The sequence below is a fragment of the Streptomyces sp. AM8-1-1 genome, assembly GCF_032229325.1.
GTDB classification, from domain to species: domain Bacteria; phylum Actinomycetota; class Actinomycetes; order Streptomycetales; family Streptomycetaceae; genus Streptomyces; species Streptomyces achmelvichensis.
This window is the reverse complement of sequence record NZ_CP135086.1, coordinates 8,456,546-8,473,713: the sequence shown is the minus strand read 5'-3', so window position 1 is coordinate 8,473,713 and position 17,168 is coordinate 8,456,546. Positions and strand designations below refer to the sequence as shown.

The following is a 17,168-nucleotide window of genomic DNA, read 5'->3' as shown; positions in this document are numbered from 1 at the left end:
CCCGCGGAGCGGGTAAGAGCCTGCTGCGCAGGCTCTGAAGGAACTTCCGCGCTGCGCACGGAAGTTGAAGTGAAACCCCGCGCTGCGCGCGGGGACCGAAGTGAGACTCCTCGCGGTGCGAGGAGTCTGGGCTCTGCGCTGCGCTCCGAGCCTTGTTTCCCTCCGTCAGAACTTTCGCTATATCCGGAGATTGGCTGGTGCCCTCCGGCTCTCCGCTGACGCTCCGAGCCGGCGGCTCCTTCGTCGCTGCGCTCCTGGAAGGAGCCTGAGGGTCCGTCCGCTGCGCTCCCGAACCCGGCCCGCATTCGCGGGCGGCTGGCTACGAGGCAGCGTGGCCGGGGTGCTTGGCTAGCCGTTTCCTTCGTTGCAGAATTTTTGGTGGATCCGGTTTCGGGGTGTGTGCCTCCTTGGGCTGGAGGTGGCGGAGGCGGGGTGTGCCCGGGGGGTGAGGTGATGCCAGTTGCGGTTGGCTGCACAGACATTGAGTTCCTCTTCGTGCTCGGGCGGGTGTCAGTCGTGCTGCCACCACGTCACTACGAGGCCGGCCAGGAGTGCCCCGATGTGGCGGACGGCTCCGGTGAGGAGCGCTACGGAGACGAGGCGCCGCCATGAGACGGGGTCGGGCGTCACGTGGTCCTGGTGCGGGGTGGTGGAGGGGGTGCGGTTCTTCTTCGGCATGGCGGGTGTCCGTTCGGGCGGGGCGCGGCAGCGCGGGCTGTGGTGCTGGGACCAGTGAGCCAGAGCCGCAGGTCTGCAGAAAATTGCGCTTCTCGGGGTTGTAATGGTGGGCATGGCACGAGGAGCGCCGAGTCCGGCTGATCTGTGGGTGATTCGCGAACTTGCCGCGCGGGAGGTGGTGGTGACGGCCAGCCAGTTGGAGAGCTGGCGGCGGGCGGGGTTGTTGCCGCGTCACCGGCGCCGCGGGCTCGGGCGAGGGCAGGGGTCGGTGGTGGACGCGGTCGATCCGGTGGTGGTGGAGAGCGCCGCGGCGCTGGCGCGGCATCTTCGGCAGGGGCGGCATCGTCGGCTGGCGGTGCTGGAGTGGTTCGCCGAGGCCGGCATGGGCGTGCGGCCGGGGGCGGTTCAGGTGCCGGAGCCCCCATCGGCGCCGTGCGCCAGGCTCTCGTCTGGGTGCTGGAGAGGTCGGTGTCGCACCGGCTGGTGGAGTTCGCTCGCAGCGCGGCCGGGGCGGGTGAGGAAGGGCAGGACGTGCTGTATGCGGCCGCCGAGCGGCTCGTGGCGCCGCGCCGCGGGGCGGCGAACCCCGCCCTGGTGCGCGCGGCGCTCGAAGCCGGCGAGGACGTGCCGGTGGAGGCCGAGGGGCCGGACTCCAGGAGCATGGTGCATGTGGTCGCGGCGATCGGTCTGGGAGTGGAAGAGGTGGGGGCGGAGGCGCTGGCCGAGGCGTTCGCCGCGTTCGGCATGTACGGCCTGACGGTCGAGGACTGGGCGCAGATGCTGGGGGCGGCCGAGCGCGGCGAGGTACCGCCCCTGGGCTGGGGGCTGCTGGAGCAGCATGCGGACGTGGTGGGTCCGGTGAAGCGGGCCAGTGACGAAGACCTCGTGCGGGCGCGGACGGTGCTGGCCGGTCTGCGCGGGTTCTACGGGCTGTATGTGATGCACGGGCTGCTCATGCCGGACACACCGGCGCAGGCCGCGCTGCGGCAGCGGACGACGAATGGGGCATGTTCCCCTTCCTGGACCACCTCATCACCGTCAGCCCCTCCCCGGCCAGTTCGCCGAGTCCCTGGCGGTCTGCATGGAGCCGCCCTTCGACAATCTGTACGAGGCGCTGATGGAGCAGCTCGCAGCCGACCCGTACGTCTTCCGGATCCCCGGCGACGACACAGGCGCCGCCGGCTTCGGCGAGACGTGGGTACGCACCCTGCGCGAACAGACCGCGGCCGGGTGAGAGTCAGGCGGTGGCGTGCACCAGGACGCTCGCCGAGAGCGCGTTGGGCCTGTTCTGTCGGATGACTGGCCCCTGCAAGTGGCGTAGATCAGAACTGGTGTTGGGCTTGGCTGTACCGAACTGACCAAGTTATTTGCCTGGTTGAGAGCCGTCATCTTGAAGTCAGTCTGTTTTAGGTGGAGATGGGCGTAGTCTTGGGTGGAGCCGGCGGAGTTCGTTGTCGTCGGCTGCGCACCGCTCTGGCTACATGGAACTGCATGCCGCAGGGTTCGAACTGAGGCATGAAGAGCGGCTGGCACCCGTCGTCGACGGGAGTTCGGTCCCCTGGGGATCCGACTGACCAGCAGCTCGCCTAGGACCGTGGAACGCTGGTCGGCACGGGACATCGCGGAGACATGAGCCGCTGGTGGAGCGTGACGGCGCTCGCCGCCCCCTGTGGACGGCGCGCAGTGGAGGCAGTGGCTCACGCCCTGCCGCGGGTATTTCCTGCTGCGCGCGATGCCCAGGAGAGCAAGATCGTGACTTCTTCGTTCGACGAACTCGACGGCCTCGATGGGCAGGAGCCCGACGAGGGCCTGCCGCCCCTGCTGCGCCGCCCCGAGCCGGTCGCGGACCCGCTGCCGGTGACCAAGCTCCGCAGCACCCGTAGGGAGCTGCTCGAGAACCCCGAGGCCGCGCTGGACGAGGCCGCGGCGAACGCCATCACCTCGGGTGCGGTGGACCCGGAGCGGCTGCAGGCCCTCGTGGCCCGTGAGCCGATCAGCCTGCTGACGGCCAAGCCGGTCGTCGGCGGGATGCTGTACGCGACCCCGCCGCACTACCGCTACCTCGACCTCGACGTCCTGCCGGACTTCATCAACCAGCGGTGGGCGGACCAGCTGCGCACGGCCATGGACGTGGCGCCGTCCACGTCGGTGGTGCCGACGTACGAGACCGTGACCGATCCGAAGACCGGCAAGCCGCTCGCGGTCTTCACGGTGCGCATGCGGGACCGCCAGGCGCTGGCCAAGGCGGTTGGCGAGAGCATGCGGAAGACGTACAAGGCCCAGAAGGGCGAGAACGTCTACACCGAGAGCGTGCTCCAGCAGGGCGTGAAGGAGCCGCTGACGCTGTTCGTGATGCGCGTCGTGTACGACGATGGCACCGAGGACACCTTCCTGGTCGCGGGCGACGGCAACAGCCGGATGGTGAGCATGTGGCTGGCGCGCACCGACGGCGACATCGAGAAGGCGATCTCGGCCTGCACCGCCTCCGTCATCGGTTCCGCCGAGCGGTCCGGGGGGCGCAGCCGCGCGGAGCAGGCGGCCACGCGGCGGCGGGTGGGCGAGCTGACGAAGCGGACCCGTAAGAACCTGGCGGCGCCCACGCTGACCGAGGCGACCCGACGCGAGGGCCACACGCTGGCCTTCCCCGCCACCGTCGTGGTCGGCGCGCAGGCGGACGGGGGTGGGCCGCTGGCCGACCTGGTGGCGGCGCGGGACGACCTGCTGGCCACCCTGCACGTCCGCGTCACCGCCTGGACGCCGGGGGCCCAGAACACGCAGGGCATGCAGCGGGTCTACCGGCACGCCCTGCGCGAGGGCCTGATCACCCCGGACGTGCACCGGGTGCTGTCGGGCACGGTGGGTACGCAGGCCATGCACGAGCTGCTCGGGGTGCCGGCGCACCGGCTGTGGTCGGCTGCCGTCCACCAGCACGCGGTGCTCGCCGGACCGCACGCGGACGCCATGAACCGGCTGATCAAGCAGGAATTCGGGATGGTCAAGGCGTACCGGCAGCCGATCAGCGAGCGGCTGGCGCCCATGGCGCTGTCGGCCTACCGCAGCAAGGAGGGCATCGAGCAGCCGCTGCGGGCCTTCGGCAACGGCGGCACGATCACCGACCGGGTGTGGAAGCAGCCGTGGGAACTGACCAAGGGCGACGACGCCTTCGGGGTGCTCGACGACATCCTCGAGCGTGCCCTGGCCGGCAAGGAGGACGCTGTCGCGGAGCTGACCGTGCTCGGCGGGACCGCCGCGATCCTCGACGGGTACATCACACGGGACCGCGGCTCGAAGGAGGGCACCGACCGCGACAGCTACAAGGCGCCCTTCCGGGCGACGCCGGTCAAGCTCCTGGCGCTGCTGTCGAAGACCTCTGGCGGGCTGCGGATGCTGCACTCAATCGCCGTCGCCCACGTCGCCGCCGACCCGGCCGTGCTGCCGAAGCTGTTCCACACCCAGGAGCGCGAGGTCGAGGGCGTGGTGGTCCACGACGGCAAGCCCATGCTGGACAAGTCCGGCGAGCAGGAGATCCTCGACTACGAGTGGGACCTCGTCCACGCCGCCGACCCGGCCCACGCCCTGGCCACCATCGCCAAGAACCGCGCGGAGGCCAAGGCCAAGACGGACGGCACGTCGGCGGAACCGGAGGCCGAGGACGCGCGCCAGCGTCGGCTCCTCGACCAGGGCATCAAGGGTGCGGCCAAGGCCGGACGGGCCCTGGCCCGTATGAGCCAGAAGCGCGGCAACCAGGTCTTCGGCACCTTCGAGGCCGTCAAGGCGCTGCGGGTGCAGCTGGGCAATCTCGAAGAGATCCTCATGCAGTTCGGGCCAGCCGATCCCTCGATCTTCGTGGTCGACGAGGACGATGAGGACTCCGAGTGAGCACGGCTCCGACGCTTCCGACGGCGATCGTTCAGGCGCTGCGGCCGGTCCTGCGGCTGATGGGCCCGGTGCTCGACGTCCCCGCGACCGCAGAGGGCCGCGCGGGCTCGCCGGTGGTGGTGTGCCGGGCCAGCCCGGACGTGGTGCGCCGCCGGGTGGCGGCGAGCTGCGCGGTGTACGTCGCGTGGGACAACCGCGGTGGGTGCCGGTACGTGGGTAGCGTGTGCCGCCAGGGCCCGTGCGCGGTCGGCGACCGGCTGGCCGAGCACTACGCCCATCGCACGGTCGGGGTGTCCCGGCGGACGTCCTGGTGCCTGCTGACCGTGCTCCCGCTGTCGGAGGGGACTCCCCTGGAGGCGGTCCGCGTCGCCGAGGGGTGGACGGCCCGGCTGCTGAACCCGGCGGACGGCTCGGCCCACCCGCGGGTGGATCTCACGCAGACGCCCGCGACGCTGGTCTCCTTGCCCGCCCAGGTTCGGTAGGAGACAGCCGCTGTCCTGCGGTGCCGGCTTGACGGGCCAGGCACGGTCCGCGAACGGGTGCTTCCCGGCCCGCCGCTTCTCAGGCGGGCCGGGAAGCACCCCGCCGGCGGGCGTGGGTGCCAGAGCCGCAGCAGGGCCGCGCCGAGGCGGAGACGTCGGTGTGGCGCGAGGCCGTCGCCGGGCGGGCGACGGCCCTGAAGAACGAGGAAGTGCGTGCGGCGCTGGGCCGCCGGGACAGGTGAGGGAGGACGGCGCAGTGGCGCTGGATTGGGATCGGATCGGTACGGGGGACAGCGAGGCGCTGCTGCGGCCCCGGGATATCTACGCGGGGCTGTCCAGCCGGCCGTGGCCGTATCTGCGGCATGAGCAGGGCGAGGTGCTGGACAAGTGGTTCGAGCGGCGACGTGAACGCGATGTGGTGATCAAGCAGAACACCGGCGGGGGCAAGACGGCCGTCGGCCTGCTGATCGCGCAGAGCACCCTGAACGAGGGCATCGGCAAGGCCGTCTACCTGACCCCGGACAACTACCTCGTCAAGCAGGTCCGCGAGGAGGCCGACAAGCTCAACATCGCCACCACGGACGATCCGTACGAGCCGGCATTCCTCACGGCGCAGGCCGTGCTGGTGACGAACTACCAGAAGCTGCTCAACGGCAGGTCGGCCTTCGGTGTCGTCGGGGACGGCAAGGAGCCGCTCGATCTGGGCATCGTCGTCGTCGACGACGCGCACGCCGCGCTGGCGCGGACCGAGGACCAGTTCCGGCTTCGGGTGCCCGCCGGGCACGAGGCGTACGACAAGCTGCTGCAGCTGTTCGCGCAGGACCTGCGCCACCAGTCGGCGAACGCCTGGTCGGCGCTGGAGGACAAGGACCCCACCGCGTTGGCGCCGATCCCGTTCTGGGCGTGGGCCGACAAGCGCGAGGAGGTGCTGAAGATCCTGCGCCCGCACCGCACGGAGCGGGTCTTCGAGTTCGTATGGCCGCTGCTCGCGGAGGTGCTGCACCTGTGCACCGCGACGGCGACGTCGTCGGCGATCGAAATCAGGCCCTCGTGCCCGCCGATCGACCGCATCCCGTCGTTCGTGCGCGCCCGCCGCCGGGTCTACCTGACCGCGACGCTCGCCGACGACAGCGCCCTGGTCACCGACTTCGGTGCCGACCCAGCCCTCGTCGCGAAGCCCGTCACCCCGGGCAGCGCCGCCGACCTCGGTGAGCGGATGATCCTGGCCCCGGTGGCGCTCAACCCGAACCTGGACGACGAGGCCGTCCGCGTGCTGGCCCGCCAGTTCGCCGACGGGGACCAGGACGGCGACGGTGTCGCCGAGACCGAGCCAGTCAACGTGGTCGTTCTGGTGCCCAGCGACCGGGCCGCCGCGAACTGGCGGCCCTACGCCCACCACATCTGGCGGGTCGGGGACCTCGAGGCGGGCGTGAAGGAACTCCAGGCCGGCCATGTGGGCCTAGTGGTACTGGTCAACAAGTACGACGGCGTCAACCTCCCGGCCGACGCCTGCCGTCTGCTGATCCTCGACCAGATCCCGCGGCCCCTGGACGGGGTGGAGCGGCGCGAGGCTGTCGCGCTGGCCGACAGCACGGTCCGTCTGGCCCGCGAGGTCCAGCGGATCGAGCAGGGCATGGGCCGCGGCGTGCGCGACGGCGAGGACTACTGCGCCGTCCTGCTACTGGGGGCGAAACTCGCCACGGCGATCCACGACGCCCGCCACCTGGCTCTGTTCTCCCCGGCGACCCAGGCGCAGCTGAAGCTGAGCCGGGACATCGCCGGCCAGATCAAGGGCGAGGGACTGGACGCGGTGAGGCAGGCGCTGCGGGCCTGCCTGGGGCGGGTGCCGCAGTGGCGCGAACGCAGCCGGCGGGCGCTGGCGGAGGTGCGCTACGCCGAGCACGGGACGGTGCGGGACGAGGCCGTCGCGCTGCGCGAGGCGTTCGACCTCGCGGCCACCGGCCGTACCCCGGCCGCGGCCGAGCGGGTGCAGAAGGCGGTGAACGACCTCGGCAACGGCGACACGGCGCTGCGGGGCTGGCTGCGGGAGCAGAAGGCCGCCTACCTGCACCTGACCGATCACGCGGCCGCCGAGCGGGCCCTGGCCGGGGCACTGGACGACAACCCGTTCGTCCTGCGACCCGTCAACGGCGGCGCCCCCGTCCAGCTCAAGGCAGCCGCGGTGCAGTCGCGCGCCGCCGCCGAGTTCCTGGCCGCCCGGTACCGCGACGGCGTCAGCCTCAGGCTCGGCGTGCAGGCGCTGTTCGAGGACGTGGTGTGGGGCGAGGAGGAGCGCTCCGACGACGCCGAACGGGCCTGGCAGCAACTCGGGCTGCATCTCGGGTTCGCCAGCACGCGTCCGGAGAAGCTGTACGGCACGGGCCCGGACAACCTGTGGGCGCTCTCGGCGGCGCGGCAGGCCGTCGTCGAGCTGAAGACCGGCTGCATCACCGACACCATCGCGAAGAAGGACATGGACCAGCTCGGCGGCAGCGTCCGCTGGCTCAACGAGCACAACGCCGAAGTGGAGGCCGTGGCGGTCATGCTGCATCCCAGCCGGGTCCGCGACGGCAAGGCCACCGCGGTGCCGGGCATGCGCGTCGTCACCCCCGCCATGTTCGAGAAGCTGAAGGAGGCCGTGACGGCCTACGTGGCCGCGCTCGCGAGCAGCCCGGAACGCTGGGCGGACGAACAGGCCGTCCGCGAACAGCTCACGCACCACAAGCTCACCGGTGACCGGCTCTTCACCACCTACTCCGAACCCCTGCGCGCCTGATCAACACCCGGAAGTCAGAGGGGTCCTGGGCCGGTACGGGCCGCCGCGTATACCGGCGGGCTCGTACCGGTCGGCAGGCACAGGCGGGCGTCCCCGGGCCGGCCCCTACGGCGGGCGACGGCGGCCGGTCGGCAGCCCTTGGCACCGTTCGCCCTGCCCGCCGGGGCCGGGGGCGGGGCGAGGAGTTCGGCGTACGGAGCGGGTCGGGATGTCAGAGGGGGTTCGTAGGGTGGGCGTGTGGTGCGAGTTCCGTGGGAGAAGCTGGCCGAGAACCCCAGGCTGTCGGAGTCCTTGGTGACACTGCTGGTGATGCGCCTGCAAGAGCGGGCACAGGCGGTCGACGGGACAGGCGGGGACGGCGGCCGGGACCTGTTCGAGCACACCGACGACGATGAACTGGTCCTGTATGAGGCGAAGTCGTTCACCGGCCGGATGACCGCGGGACGGCGCAGGCAGGTGGAGCGGTCGCTGGTGTCGGCGGCCCGTCACCAGCCGGACCACTGGGATCTCCTCGTGCCGATCGATGCGAACCCCGCCGAGCTGCGGTGGTTCGACGGCCTGCGCGATGAGTTCCCTTTCGTGCGGCGGTGGCGGGGGCGCAGCTGGCTGGACGAGAAGTTCGCGGCCCATCCCGATCTGGTCCGGTATGCGCTGCAGGAGTCCGCCGACTACATCCTGGAGCGCATCGCCGAGGCGCGCGCCGAGCGTGACACGTTGGCCGGCGGGATCAGCGACTACGCCGAGCGGGCCAGCGCGCTGCATACGCGGGTCCAGGAGATCTCCCCCCACCACGCGGTGCACACCTCCATGGACGCCGACGGGCGGACGGTCGTGCACCTGACGCCGCAGGGGCCGGCCCCGGACGGGCAGGGCACCATCCGGTTCACCGGCCGGGTCCGCTTCGCCGGCGGGGACCCGCAGGAGGCCCGCCGAAGGCTGCGGTTCGAGGAGACCATGCGCTTCGGCGGCGAGGTGGAGCTGAGCGCGGACAATCTCGCCGAAGCCGCCCTGTCGGGCCCCGCCGGGCTGGGGCTGGAGCGGATCACGGTGGGCGGTGTGCGCATCACCTCGCCCCGGCAGGAGGTGACGCCGCCACTGCGAGGCCAGGTCGTCGTCCAGCTGTCCTCGGGCGTTCCGCTCGCCTCTCTGCCCGTGTCCTTCACGCACCGGGTGAGCGGCATGGACGGCGGGACCCTCCTCGGCAGTGACATGACGGGGTTGATGCGAGTGCGGCTGCGCTACGACCAACGCGATCTCTCCGCTCAGCTGAAGTTTTCCTTCCAGCCGCCCGAGGCGGCGATGCCGCAGACGATGGTCCCGGTGCTCCGGCTGCTCAGCCAGGCCACGCCCGGTCGCTTCATGGAACTCGCCTTCGCCGGGGAGCCAGCCGGCCGGGTGCGGGCACCGATCAGCACGACCATGACGCCTCAGGGCTGGGAGCCGGGAGAAGCCCAGCTGTGGGCCGATGCCTTCGACGACCTGACGCGGCTGCAGAGCAGGACCGGGCGTTTCTTCCCCGTCCCCGACGACTTCACCAAGCGCGATGCGCGCGAGGTCAAGGACATTCTCTCCCTGCTCGACGGGAAAGAGATCGTGCTGCGGGGCGGCACCGTGTCCGTGGGCGTCGACAGCGCCGAAGCCCTCACTCAACTGGGGGACATCCGCGCGGGGATGTTCCGCGTCACCGCCAGCTACGAGGGGATGCTCTTCACCCTCGGCGAGCACCAGATCGACCTCGGTCCCTGCACCGAGATCTACACCATGGACAAGATCCTGAACATGAAAGAGGCCCGGCGCGACCTCGCCGCGCGCGGGCACGCAACCGTGGTGATGCGCATCGCCGAGCGTTTCCCGGCCGTGCGCTACCTCGGGCCCGAACGCCCCAGTAGCGCCGAGGTGTGACGGCGGCGCCGAGACGGTGGCAGGTGCGGGTACACGGAGACGGCCTAGACGTGGTCGCGACGGCGCGAGGGTCGCGCGCCCTCTGGTGGCCGCGTCGCTGACGGCCGACGATGTCCTGGAGGATCACCAGCGGGGGTGGGCGTGGAGCTGACGGCGTTCTTCAGCAGCGGCGACGGATGGGCACAGCCCTGGGTGCTCGACACCGAACTGGTCGAGTCCCTGCGGTTCGGCCCGCCAGCCGGTCACACCGACCTGGACGTGGCCATCGCGCTGACCCGGCTGCTGCACCACGACTTCGTCTCCCACGGCACCGACGGCAAGGGCAGGCATCTGGACGACGAGAGCGTGCCGATCGTCATCAAGGCCCACCGCGCCGTTCTGGAACGCCTCGCCCTCGAGCCGCCGTCCTGGCCGTTCCGTTCGTTCGACGGGCCGCGCGGGTTCGGCACCTACTGGCGCGACAACAACATGAGCGGCAGCTGGAAGGCCCGGCGGGACTGCATCGAGCAGCTCATGGGCCCCACCCGCGACGCGCTGGAGGACCTCCAGGAGCTGGAGTACGAACGCCGGTTCACCAAGGGGCCCTCAGGCAGCTTCAAGAACCTCATCTTCGCCGCCGACGGGGCGAAGCCACAGATCGTGCTGCGCGACGCGGTGAACAACGACGTCGAGATCGTCCGCAACTCCGACAACTGCCTGGTCTTCACCGACCCCCTGCCGCCGCACGGGCTGACCTGGCGGCAGATGGTGGCCTGGTGGAGGAAGAAGCACCAGCCGGACGCCGACGAGAAGAGCGCCGCCGACGCGCTGTACCGGCGCCTGTACCGGTCGCTGGACTCCCCGCCCGAACAGCTGCTCATGATCACCTACTGCGCCCGTTACGCCGAGGCCGGCGGCTTCGACCTGCCCGCGCTGATCCCGCAGGTCTACCTCCACTACGACCCCTACAGCCGCAGGAGCGGCAAGCAGTCCGGGGCGCTGTACCGGCAGCGGATGGACTTCCTGCTCCTGGCCCCGGACCGTTCCCGCATCGTGATCGAGGTCGACGGCGTGCAGCACTACGGGATCGCGAACCCGCCCGACGAGAAGGGCCGGGTCACCCATACCGCCGTGCCGCGGCTGTACGCGGAGATGGTCGCCGAGGACCGCCGGCTGCGGCTGGCCGGATACGAGATCTACCGCTTCGGCGGCTGGGAACTCACCGCGCCGGGCGGGAAACAGCTCCTGGATGTCTTCTTCACCGACCTCCTGGCGCGACACGAGAAGCCGACACTTTAGCCGGAGGTCCCGGGGCGCGAACTCCGGTGTGTCGGTCAGCCGTTGCGCACCCCAGACCGCGAGGTCGACGGGCAGCTCGTCCGCGACAGCGAGCCCGTGCCCGACAGGGCTGACGAGCAGGTCCTCATCGGACACCAGCGGGACGTCGTCTACGCCGCACCGGTCAGGGGCCTGGCCGGGTCGGGTGCAGGAGACGGAACTCGCACCGGGCGTCAGCGCTGACAGGATGTGCCAGACGGGGACCGCCGGGCCCCGAGGGGGAGGAACAAGGGCATGTTGAGAGCCGGAACGACCTGCGCCGAGGCGATCGATTTCCTGGATAACGATCTCGTGGCCGGAACCCTCAACGACGTCTCCAACCGCATCCCGCACATGATGAAGACGGGCGCGGACGCCAAGGCCGAGATGCAAGCCGTGCGCAAGCGGTACGACGAGTGGACATGGCAGGCTGCCGAGGAGATCAACCGGCGGTTCAGCGACCGAGAGATCGCCGGCCAGTTGCGTGCTGGCCGCTACCGGGCGATCCTCACCGCACCGCTGGACGAGGCCCGGCTGATGATGTACGTGGAAATCGCCGAGCTCCGGGACTACTTCAGAACCCTGGCCAACCGGGTGCGTGCCATGCAGGAGCGGTACGGGCGCGCCGGTGCCGTCCGGTACGCGGTGCTGGACACGAACACCACGCTGCACTTCATGCGGTTCGACAAGGTCCCCTGGCAGAAGGTGTTCGGGAAGGGCACGGCGGTCGTGGTGCCGCACGTCGTGGTCGACGAGATCGACACCAAGAGCTACCAGACGGGGGACAAGAAGATCTCCAGGCGGGCGCGCGGCGTGTTCCGGCTGCTGGAGTCGATCCTGGAAGCGGGGCCCGAGGGAGGGACCGCGGACGACGGCACACTCCTGCTCATCGCGGCCGATGAGCCTGGGCACTCCCGCCTTTCCGTGCCGGACGACGAGTTGGTGGCCTCGGCACTGCGTCTGCACCAGGCCGTCGCTCCCGTGGAAGTGATCGTCGTCAGCCGCGACATCGGCGTGCGGACACGCGCCGCCACATGGGGGCTGCCGGCACGGCCCCTGCCCGACACGTACCTGATCGAGGGCGGCGAACTTCACCGGCAGGCACTGGAACAGGCAGCCGCCGAGCTCGTGCCGGGCGGGGGCCTACCGGAGCAGCCCGAGCCGAAGGAATCCGGCGCACCCTCCCCCAACTGGGCGGCACGTCAGGCAGGGAACGGCTCGTGAACGCACAGGACGGGCAGGGTCGCCAGGAGCGTGCGGACGCGGTGGACCGCGAGATGGCCGCACACCTGCTGCCCGACGCCGTTGTACGGGCGCTGGGCCGCTGGTGGGAGACGAATGCGGCTGCTTACGCGGACGGGACACCCAGCGCGCACACCGTCCGCTACACGCCCGGCCGGTGGGCGCAGATCACTCCGTGGCCGGAGGCGCTGGCGCCCACCTCCGCAGGTGGTGACGCTGCGGTCAGCCGGGCGGAGGTGGCCTCGGCCGTCGCCGACGCGCTACGGCGGGAGGCGTTCCAGGAGGCACTGGTCGCGACGTATGTGTGGGGCAAGGGCAAGCGCGGCACTCCCGGCGGCAGCGGCCCGGCCACCCTGCACAAGATCCTGGCCTTCGACGGCCTCGACACGGCGCTGGCCACCGCGGTCACCGCGCTGCGCGAGCACGGTGCACCACAGGCGTACGCCGCACTCCACCGGCAAGTTCCCGGGCTCGGGCCGGCCTTCTTCACCAAGTTCCTCTACTTCACCGGCATCGCGCTGGCGCCCGCCCACGGCCCGCGGCCACTCATCCTCGACCGCGTGCTGTCCAGACGCCTGAGGTGGATGGCCGCCGCGGTCGGCCGCGAGAGCAGCCACGATGTGGACGGCTCGATCGCCGCCTGGATGTGGTCGGACAGCAACTGGACGCCCCACCGCTACCAGGTCTACCTCTCCTTCATGCACGCCGCCGCCGACCAGCTGGCCGCAGGCGACAACTGGCCGTCCGGTGCAGCCCCCGACCTGCTCGAATGCGCGTTGTTCACCACCACCTGGGAGACATCCGGCTGACGGCACACTGTGCCGGGGCGTGTGGCCGGTACTGGGCACGGTGGATTGGCTTCGTTCACTTCAAGCGGTTCTGCGCGACGCTGCGCGCCGGTCTTGCCGGTACCGGAGGGCTGGTGGCCGGTGTCCTGTTCGTGCTGGTGACGGTTGCGCCGGGTGGCCACACCCCCTGTCTCATGGAGTGGTCCGCCCTCATGGCTGACCACCCCCACGGAGTGGTCCCCCAGCGCGGGGACCCTCAACTCCCCAGCACCGCCTCCATCACCCCCCGGGCGATCGGCTCCGCGAACCCACCCCCCGTGATGTCCCCCTGACGATGCTCACCCCGGCCCTGCAGCCGCTGAGATAGAGAACCTGCCCATCCACTGGCTCAAGGACTGGATGCTGTGCCTGGACGTCGAGTGCGGGATGCGTGCTGCACCGGCTGTACGGCACGGTGACCTCCTACGAGCCCGAGCCGGCCGGGTGGGGTTCTCCCCCGCGGGCGGCCACCCGGCCATCTCCGTGCCCGTCCACCGGATCGTCGCGCTCACCAGCGACCGGCAGCGGCGCAGCGACGGACAGGTGCCCGCCCACGAGCCGTACGAAGAATAGAAGGCCGTCCGCCTCGGCCGCGAGGGCGGAGCGTTGGGGCCGATCCAGGCGATGTTCGTGTCCGTCAGATGTTGAACCGACCGGCTGATGGACGAGCACGGCGCCGACAAGATCTCGTAGTAGATGGTCCGGCCAGGCGCGCTGCTGTGGCCCCGTCGACGCTCCGGATGGCACCGGTCGGTTCTTACGCCTCGAAGGGCTGCCGGCCAGCTCCGACGAGCTCTGAAGCCTCGGGTTTCCGTGATGCGGATCACAGGAAGATTCGAGGGATGCGTTGTCGGATCGGGTCCGTGCCGGGACCGAGAGGAGAAGGATTTTCCCCGACAAGGAGGCACCCATGGCCACCGAGGACCCGACGCCCAGTTACACCATGGTCGAGGATGACGGCTCTGTTCACACCGACTTGGCGGAGCGGATCAGCCAGTTCAACTGGGACACGGATACCGGCGCGGCGGTCACGGCCTTGTTCCCGGCCCACTGGAGCGGGAACGCCGGCGATACCGTGACCCTCCGGGAGGACGGAAGCGTCGCTCTCGACGTGGATGGCACGTTCGGACTGCCGGAGCCGTTCGACCGTGTCGCCCCTCCCATGATGATCACCACCACCACCGGCATGGCAGTGCTCAAGGCCGGCCACCCGGCCAACCAGACCATCGAGTCCGGGTTCCGGTCTCTGAACATCCCGGTCCCCGACGTGATCCAGGCGCTGAGCGCCCGCGAGGCCGCCCTCGCCGGCGACGGATCCACGATCCGCTCCTTCAGGTCGGAGGTGCTGGGGATGTGGAGCGGATGGAATGAGCCGGTCTCCACCGCCTGCTCGGCAACTGGGCGGATCCTCTCTACGACCAAGGTCACCTCACCCCTGACGCCCTGAAGAAGCTGAAGTCAGAGGCCAAGGCCATCAACCGGCAGCTCACCCCGGTCTGGCGCCGCAAGACCGGCCAGGCGCGGCTACGGCTGCTCGACACCCCGCTCGGCAGCGGGCTGACCCTGTACGACCTGGTCCCCGCAAAGACCGCCGCCGACACCGGAGTCGAAGCCGGCTTCGATGACCCGCGCCTGACCGAGATCCTGGAGGCCCTCTCCCCGGCCGAGCGAGCGGTGACTCTCGCCCTCGCCACCCCCGGGGTCACCACCTGGGCTGAAGCGGCCATAGCTGCTGGGGCTGCGGAGCCAAAGCGTCAGGGCGAGCAGGTCCGCCGAAAGGTGAAGAAGCTCGCTGCGCGCATCACCGGCCGCTCTCTGGAGGCCGAGACAAGCATGGTGAGCGGACGATGAGCACCCTCAACCCCGTCCCGGCCCGCCGCCGGGAAGTGGTGCTGCGGATCGCCCTGCCCAACATTCCGGCCTGCACCGCGGTACTCGGCACCGGCAGCGTCGGCGCAGCCCTGGTCCACGGCACCGTCCCGGCAGGCTCCCCCCTCGTGGGGCCGCTCGTGGTCCTCGCCCTCGGCGCGATGGCGTACGACGTCGGGCTCCGTGCCCTGCCCGCCGCGTCGGCCGACCGCGCCGCCGGACGACAGCGCGGTCCTTCTCGGCTTGAGTGAGTCCGGCCCGCGCCGCGCCTACCACGGCCCGGGCCCGGCGCTCGCAACGCATTCCTCGAGCCCGCAGAGAACATCGCGCTCAGCATCGAGCTGGCGCGGTCGTCAGCCGCCGTCGCGAGCAATCCGCCGGCCGATGCCGGTCCAGACCGGCTCGGCCGCTTCCTCGGGCACGGCGCCGGTGAGACCGTCGAGGTGCTCGACGGCCTCACGGGTGATGTAGCGGTCAGGGTCGGGGGATTGCAGGTAGCGGCGCAGCAGGTCGGCGTCGAGATCCTGGCGCTGGAGGTAGGCGGCGAGGGTGCCGACCAGGAGGTGGTTGTGGGCGAGGGCGTCGGTCAGGGCGTACAGGACCAGGCGCTGCCATTGCTTCATGCTGTCGCCGTGCAGGGTCTTCAGGTGCTGGGCGCGGGCGAGGTAGGCGTTGATGTGACGGCAGTGGTAGGTGACCAGCGCCAGCAACTCGGGCGGTACGCCCTCATCGGCCGGGAGCGGAGCGGGCGCCACGGCGCAGGAACCGGGCGCGGGCGGCAGGGCGTCGCGGACTTCCTGCAGGCCCGCGGTTTGCTGCGGGCCACGGGCGATCTCGCTGCGCCGCTGGGGGCGCCTTCGCGGGTGGGGTGAGGTCATGGCGGTGCCGTCTTCCGGCCGACCCCACGATCCGGCGCCTGTCGGGCGGCCGGGGCCGCACGGCGGGGCGCTGTGAGTGACGCGGCGCGTCTGGGACCTACCAGTCCGGGTCAGTCGTGGGCTGACGCGGCACTCGGCCGGGCACCGTCACAGCGCGGCAGGAAAGGGGCGGCACCGCCCGGACAACGACGAACGTCCTCCCCACGTCACGGCCGATTTCCCGGCGGGGCGGCAGAAAATCGGTGAACACCAGGCAGGTGTCGGCGTGGCGGACATCGGTGCTGTGTCAGTGCCGCGTGCCACACTGCCGGCCATGTCGCTCGCTGATCTCACTCTCGACCTGTGGCGGACCTTCGACCAGGTCACCGCCCAGCGGATCGCCCAGAATGCCGCTGACCACGTGGGCGGCCGGGTGTCACTGGTCGAGGCCACGGAACACCTCGGTGCCCCGCTGCACCGCGTCCGGGTCGAGCGGGACGGGCAGGAGTTCGCCCTGATACCCGGAGGCCGGGTGTCCCTGGGCTTCGACGCCGCCACCTGGAAGCCGACCGCGCAGCAGGCAGCTGACTACGCGGAGAGCCTGCAGCAGGGCTACGGTTACGGGTCCGATCTGCGGACCCACCTCGAGCGGATCCTCAGCGCTCGCCGCAGCGTTCACCTGGACACCCTCCTCATGGCCGTGGAGGACGAGAACCTGACCGAACCTCCGGCCGACATGGCTGCTGCCCTCCTTGCCCGTGGTCTGCGGATGCCGAGCTCCGACGAGTGGGAACACGCTTGCGGCGCCGGGTCGGACACCCTGTTCCGGTGGGGCGACGACTGTCCCCTCGACCGCATCCCCTACGGCGACGACACCGGCCCGCACAACGAGCTGAACGCCTTCGGCCTGCACATCGCCTACGACACCTACCGCACCGAGCTGACCAGCGATGTCACCGCGGTCCACGGCGGCGACGGGGGCGAGTCGGTGTGCGGCGGCTACGGCCATCTGCTGGCCTGGCTCCCCCTGGCGACCGCCAACCGTAACCCCGGGATGGCCGAGTTCGTGTACGGACCGGACGGGGAGGACCTGTACGACAACTTCTCCACGCGGCCGGTGCTCACGCTCTGAGCGACCGCCTATAGGCCGTCCACCGCGGGCCTGGCGCCGCTGGGAGTCCGAACTCGGCGAGGACGCCGACCCCGACGGCTTCGTCGACCGGGCTGTGCACAACCGCTGGAAGACCGTGCTGCCGCGCGGACTCGTCCCCCGAGACCGTAGGCGACGACCTCACTCGCATCGCCGCACCTACCTGCAGACGGACGTCGAAGGCGCCGGGCCGGGCGCCAAGCCCACGGC

16 protein-coding genes are annotated in these 17,168 nt (G+C 70.8%); 13 read left to right on the top strand and 3 right to left on the bottom strand.

Annotated features, from left to right (window positions below):
• Positions 1 to 510: 510 nt before the first annotated feature.
• Complete coding sequence (locus RPQ07_RS37720; protein ID WP_313941861.1) at positions 511 to 678, bottom strand: hypothetical protein; 168 nt, start codon at positions 676 to 678, stop codon at positions 511 to 513.
• Positions 679 to 1,083: 405 nt separating this feature from the next.
• A complete protein-coding gene (locus RPQ07_RS37715; RefSeq protein WP_313941862.1) occupies positions 1,084 to 1,623 on the bottom strand; it encodes a hypothetical protein in 540 nt (179 codons plus the stop codon).
• Between the two features lie 55 nt (positions 1,624 to 1,678).
• Between RPQ07_RS37715 and RPQ07_RS37710 the strand changes: the two genes are divergently transcribed.
• The 12 genes from RPQ07_RS37710 (at position 1,679) to RPQ07_RS37655 (ending at position 15,202) form a co-directional block, all read left to right on the top strand.
• A complete protein-coding gene (locus tag RPQ07_RS37710; RefSeq protein WP_313941863.1) occupies positions 1,679 to 1,912 on the top strand; it encodes a hypothetical protein in 234 nt (77 codons plus the stop codon).
• A gap of 518 nt (positions 1,913 to 2,430) precedes the next feature.
• The gene (locus RPQ07_RS37705; protein WP_313941864.1) at positions 2,431 to 4,557 is read left to right on the top strand and encodes a hypothetical protein; all 2,127 of its coding nucleotides are present in this window, start codon (positions 2,431 to 2,433) and stop codon (positions 4,555 to 4,557) included.
• Positions 4,554 to 5,039 carry a hypothetical protein gene (locus RPQ07_RS37700; RefSeq protein ID WP_313941865.1) on the top strand — a complete coding sequence of 162 codons (486 nt, stop codon included), beginning with the start codon at positions 4,554 to 4,556 and terminating at the stop codon, positions 5,037 to 5,039. The genes RPQ07_RS37705 and RPQ07_RS37700 overlap by 4 nt, the downstream gene beginning before the upstream one ends.
• A 116-nt stretch (positions 5,040 to 5,155) precedes the next feature.
• Complete coding sequence (locus RPQ07_RS37695; protein ID WP_313941866.1) at positions 5,156 to 5,281, top strand: hypothetical protein; 126 nt, start codon at positions 5,156 to 5,158, stop codon at positions 5,279 to 5,281.
• A gap of 14 nt (positions 5,282 to 5,295) precedes the next feature.
• Complete coding sequence (locus tag RPQ07_RS37690) at positions 5,296 to 7,815, top strand: DEAD/DEAH box helicase family protein (protein ID WP_313941867.1); 2,520 nt, start codon at positions 5,296 to 5,298, stop codon at positions 7,813 to 7,815.
• A 237-nt stretch (positions 7,816 to 8,052) separates the two neighbouring features.
• Positions 8,053 to 9,717 (top strand): hypothetical protein, encoded by a 1,665-nt coding sequence (locus tag RPQ07_RS37685; RefSeq protein ID WP_313941868.1) that lies wholly within the window; start codon positions 8,053 to 8,055, stop codon positions 9,715 to 9,717.
• A gap of 135 nt (positions 9,718 to 9,852) precedes the next feature.
• Positions 9,853 to 10,995 (top strand): hypothetical protein, encoded by a 1,143-nt coding sequence (locus tag RPQ07_RS37680; protein WP_313941869.1) that lies wholly within the window; start codon positions 9,853 to 9,855, stop codon positions 10,993 to 10,995.
• Between the two features lie 273 nt (positions 10,996 to 11,268).
• Positions 11,269 to 12,237, top strand: a complete 969-nt coding sequence (locus RPQ07_RS37675; protein ID WP_313941870.1) for a PIN domain-containing protein — start codon at positions 11,269 to 11,271, stop codon at positions 12,235 to 12,237.
• Positions 12,234 to 13,064: a hypothetical protein gene (locus tag RPQ07_RS37670; protein WP_313941871.1), complete on the top strand. Its 831-nt coding sequence runs from the start codon at positions 12,234 to 12,236 to the stop codon at positions 13,062 to 13,064. Before RPQ07_RS37675 ends, RPQ07_RS37670 begins: the two co-directional genes overlap by 4 nt.
• Positions 13,065 to 13,526: 462 nt before the next feature.
• The gene (locus tag RPQ07_RS37665) at positions 13,527 to 13,655 is read left to right on the top strand and encodes a hypothetical protein (RefSeq protein ID WP_313941872.1); all 129 of its coding nucleotides are present in this window, start codon (positions 13,527 to 13,529) and stop codon (positions 13,653 to 13,655) included.
• A 337-nt stretch (positions 13,656 to 13,992) separates the two neighbouring features.
• Positions 13,993 to 14,529, top strand: coding sequence for a hypothetical protein (locus RPQ07_RS37660; RefSeq protein WP_313941873.1), 537 nt, complete (start codon positions 13,993 to 13,995; stop codon positions 14,527 to 14,529).
• A 400-nt stretch (positions 14,530 to 14,929) separates the two neighbouring features.
• Positions 14,930 to 15,202 carry a hypothetical protein gene (locus RPQ07_RS37655; protein ID WP_313941874.1) on the top strand — a complete coding sequence of 91 codons (273 nt, stop codon included), beginning with the start codon at positions 14,930 to 14,932 and terminating at the stop codon, positions 15,200 to 15,202.
• A gap of 102 nt (positions 15,203 to 15,304) precedes the next feature.
• Here the strand turns inward: RPQ07_RS37655 and RPQ07_RS37650 are convergent, their stop codons facing one another.
• Positions 15,305 to 15,829, bottom strand: coding sequence for a hypothetical protein (locus RPQ07_RS37650; protein WP_313941875.1), 525 nt, complete (start codon positions 15,827 to 15,829; stop codon positions 15,305 to 15,307).
• Between the two features lie 313 nt (positions 15,830 to 16,142).
• Between RPQ07_RS37650 and RPQ07_RS37645 the strand changes: the two genes are divergently transcribed.
• Complete coding sequence (locus RPQ07_RS37645) at positions 16,143 to 16,940, top strand: hypothetical protein (protein ID WP_313941876.1); 798 nt, start codon at positions 16,143 to 16,145, stop codon at positions 16,938 to 16,940.
• Positions 16,941 to 17,168: the final 228 nt, after the last annotated feature.

Coding starts and splice junctions, on each gene's coding strand:
- RPQ07_RS37720 (WP_313941861.1), bottom strand. CDS start 678: ATGCCGAAGAAGAACCGCACCCCCTCCACCACCCCGCACCAGGACCAC.
- RPQ07_RS37710 (WP_313941863.1), top strand. CDS start 1,679: ATGGGGCATGTTCCCCTTCCTGGACCACCTCATCACCGTCAGCCCCTC.
- RPQ07_RS37675 (WP_313941870.1), top strand. CDS start 11,269: ATGTTGAGAGCCGGAACGACCTGCGCCGAGGCGATCGATTTCCTGGAT.
- RPQ07_RS37660 (WP_313941873.1), top strand. CDS start 13,993: ATGGCCACCGAGGACCCGACGCCCAGTTACACCATGGTCGAGGATGAC.
- RPQ07_RS37655 (WP_313941874.1), top strand. CDS start 14,930: ATGAGCACCCTCAACCCCGTCCCGGCCCGCCGCCGGGAAGTGGTGCTG.
- RPQ07_RS37650 (WP_313941875.1), bottom strand. CDS start 15,829: ATGACCTCACCCCACCCGCGAAGGCGCCCCCAGCGGCGCAGCGAGATC.
- RPQ07_RS37645 (WP_313941876.1), top strand. CDS start 16,143: ATGTCGCTCGCTGATCTCACTCTCGACCTGTGGCGGACCTTCGACCAG.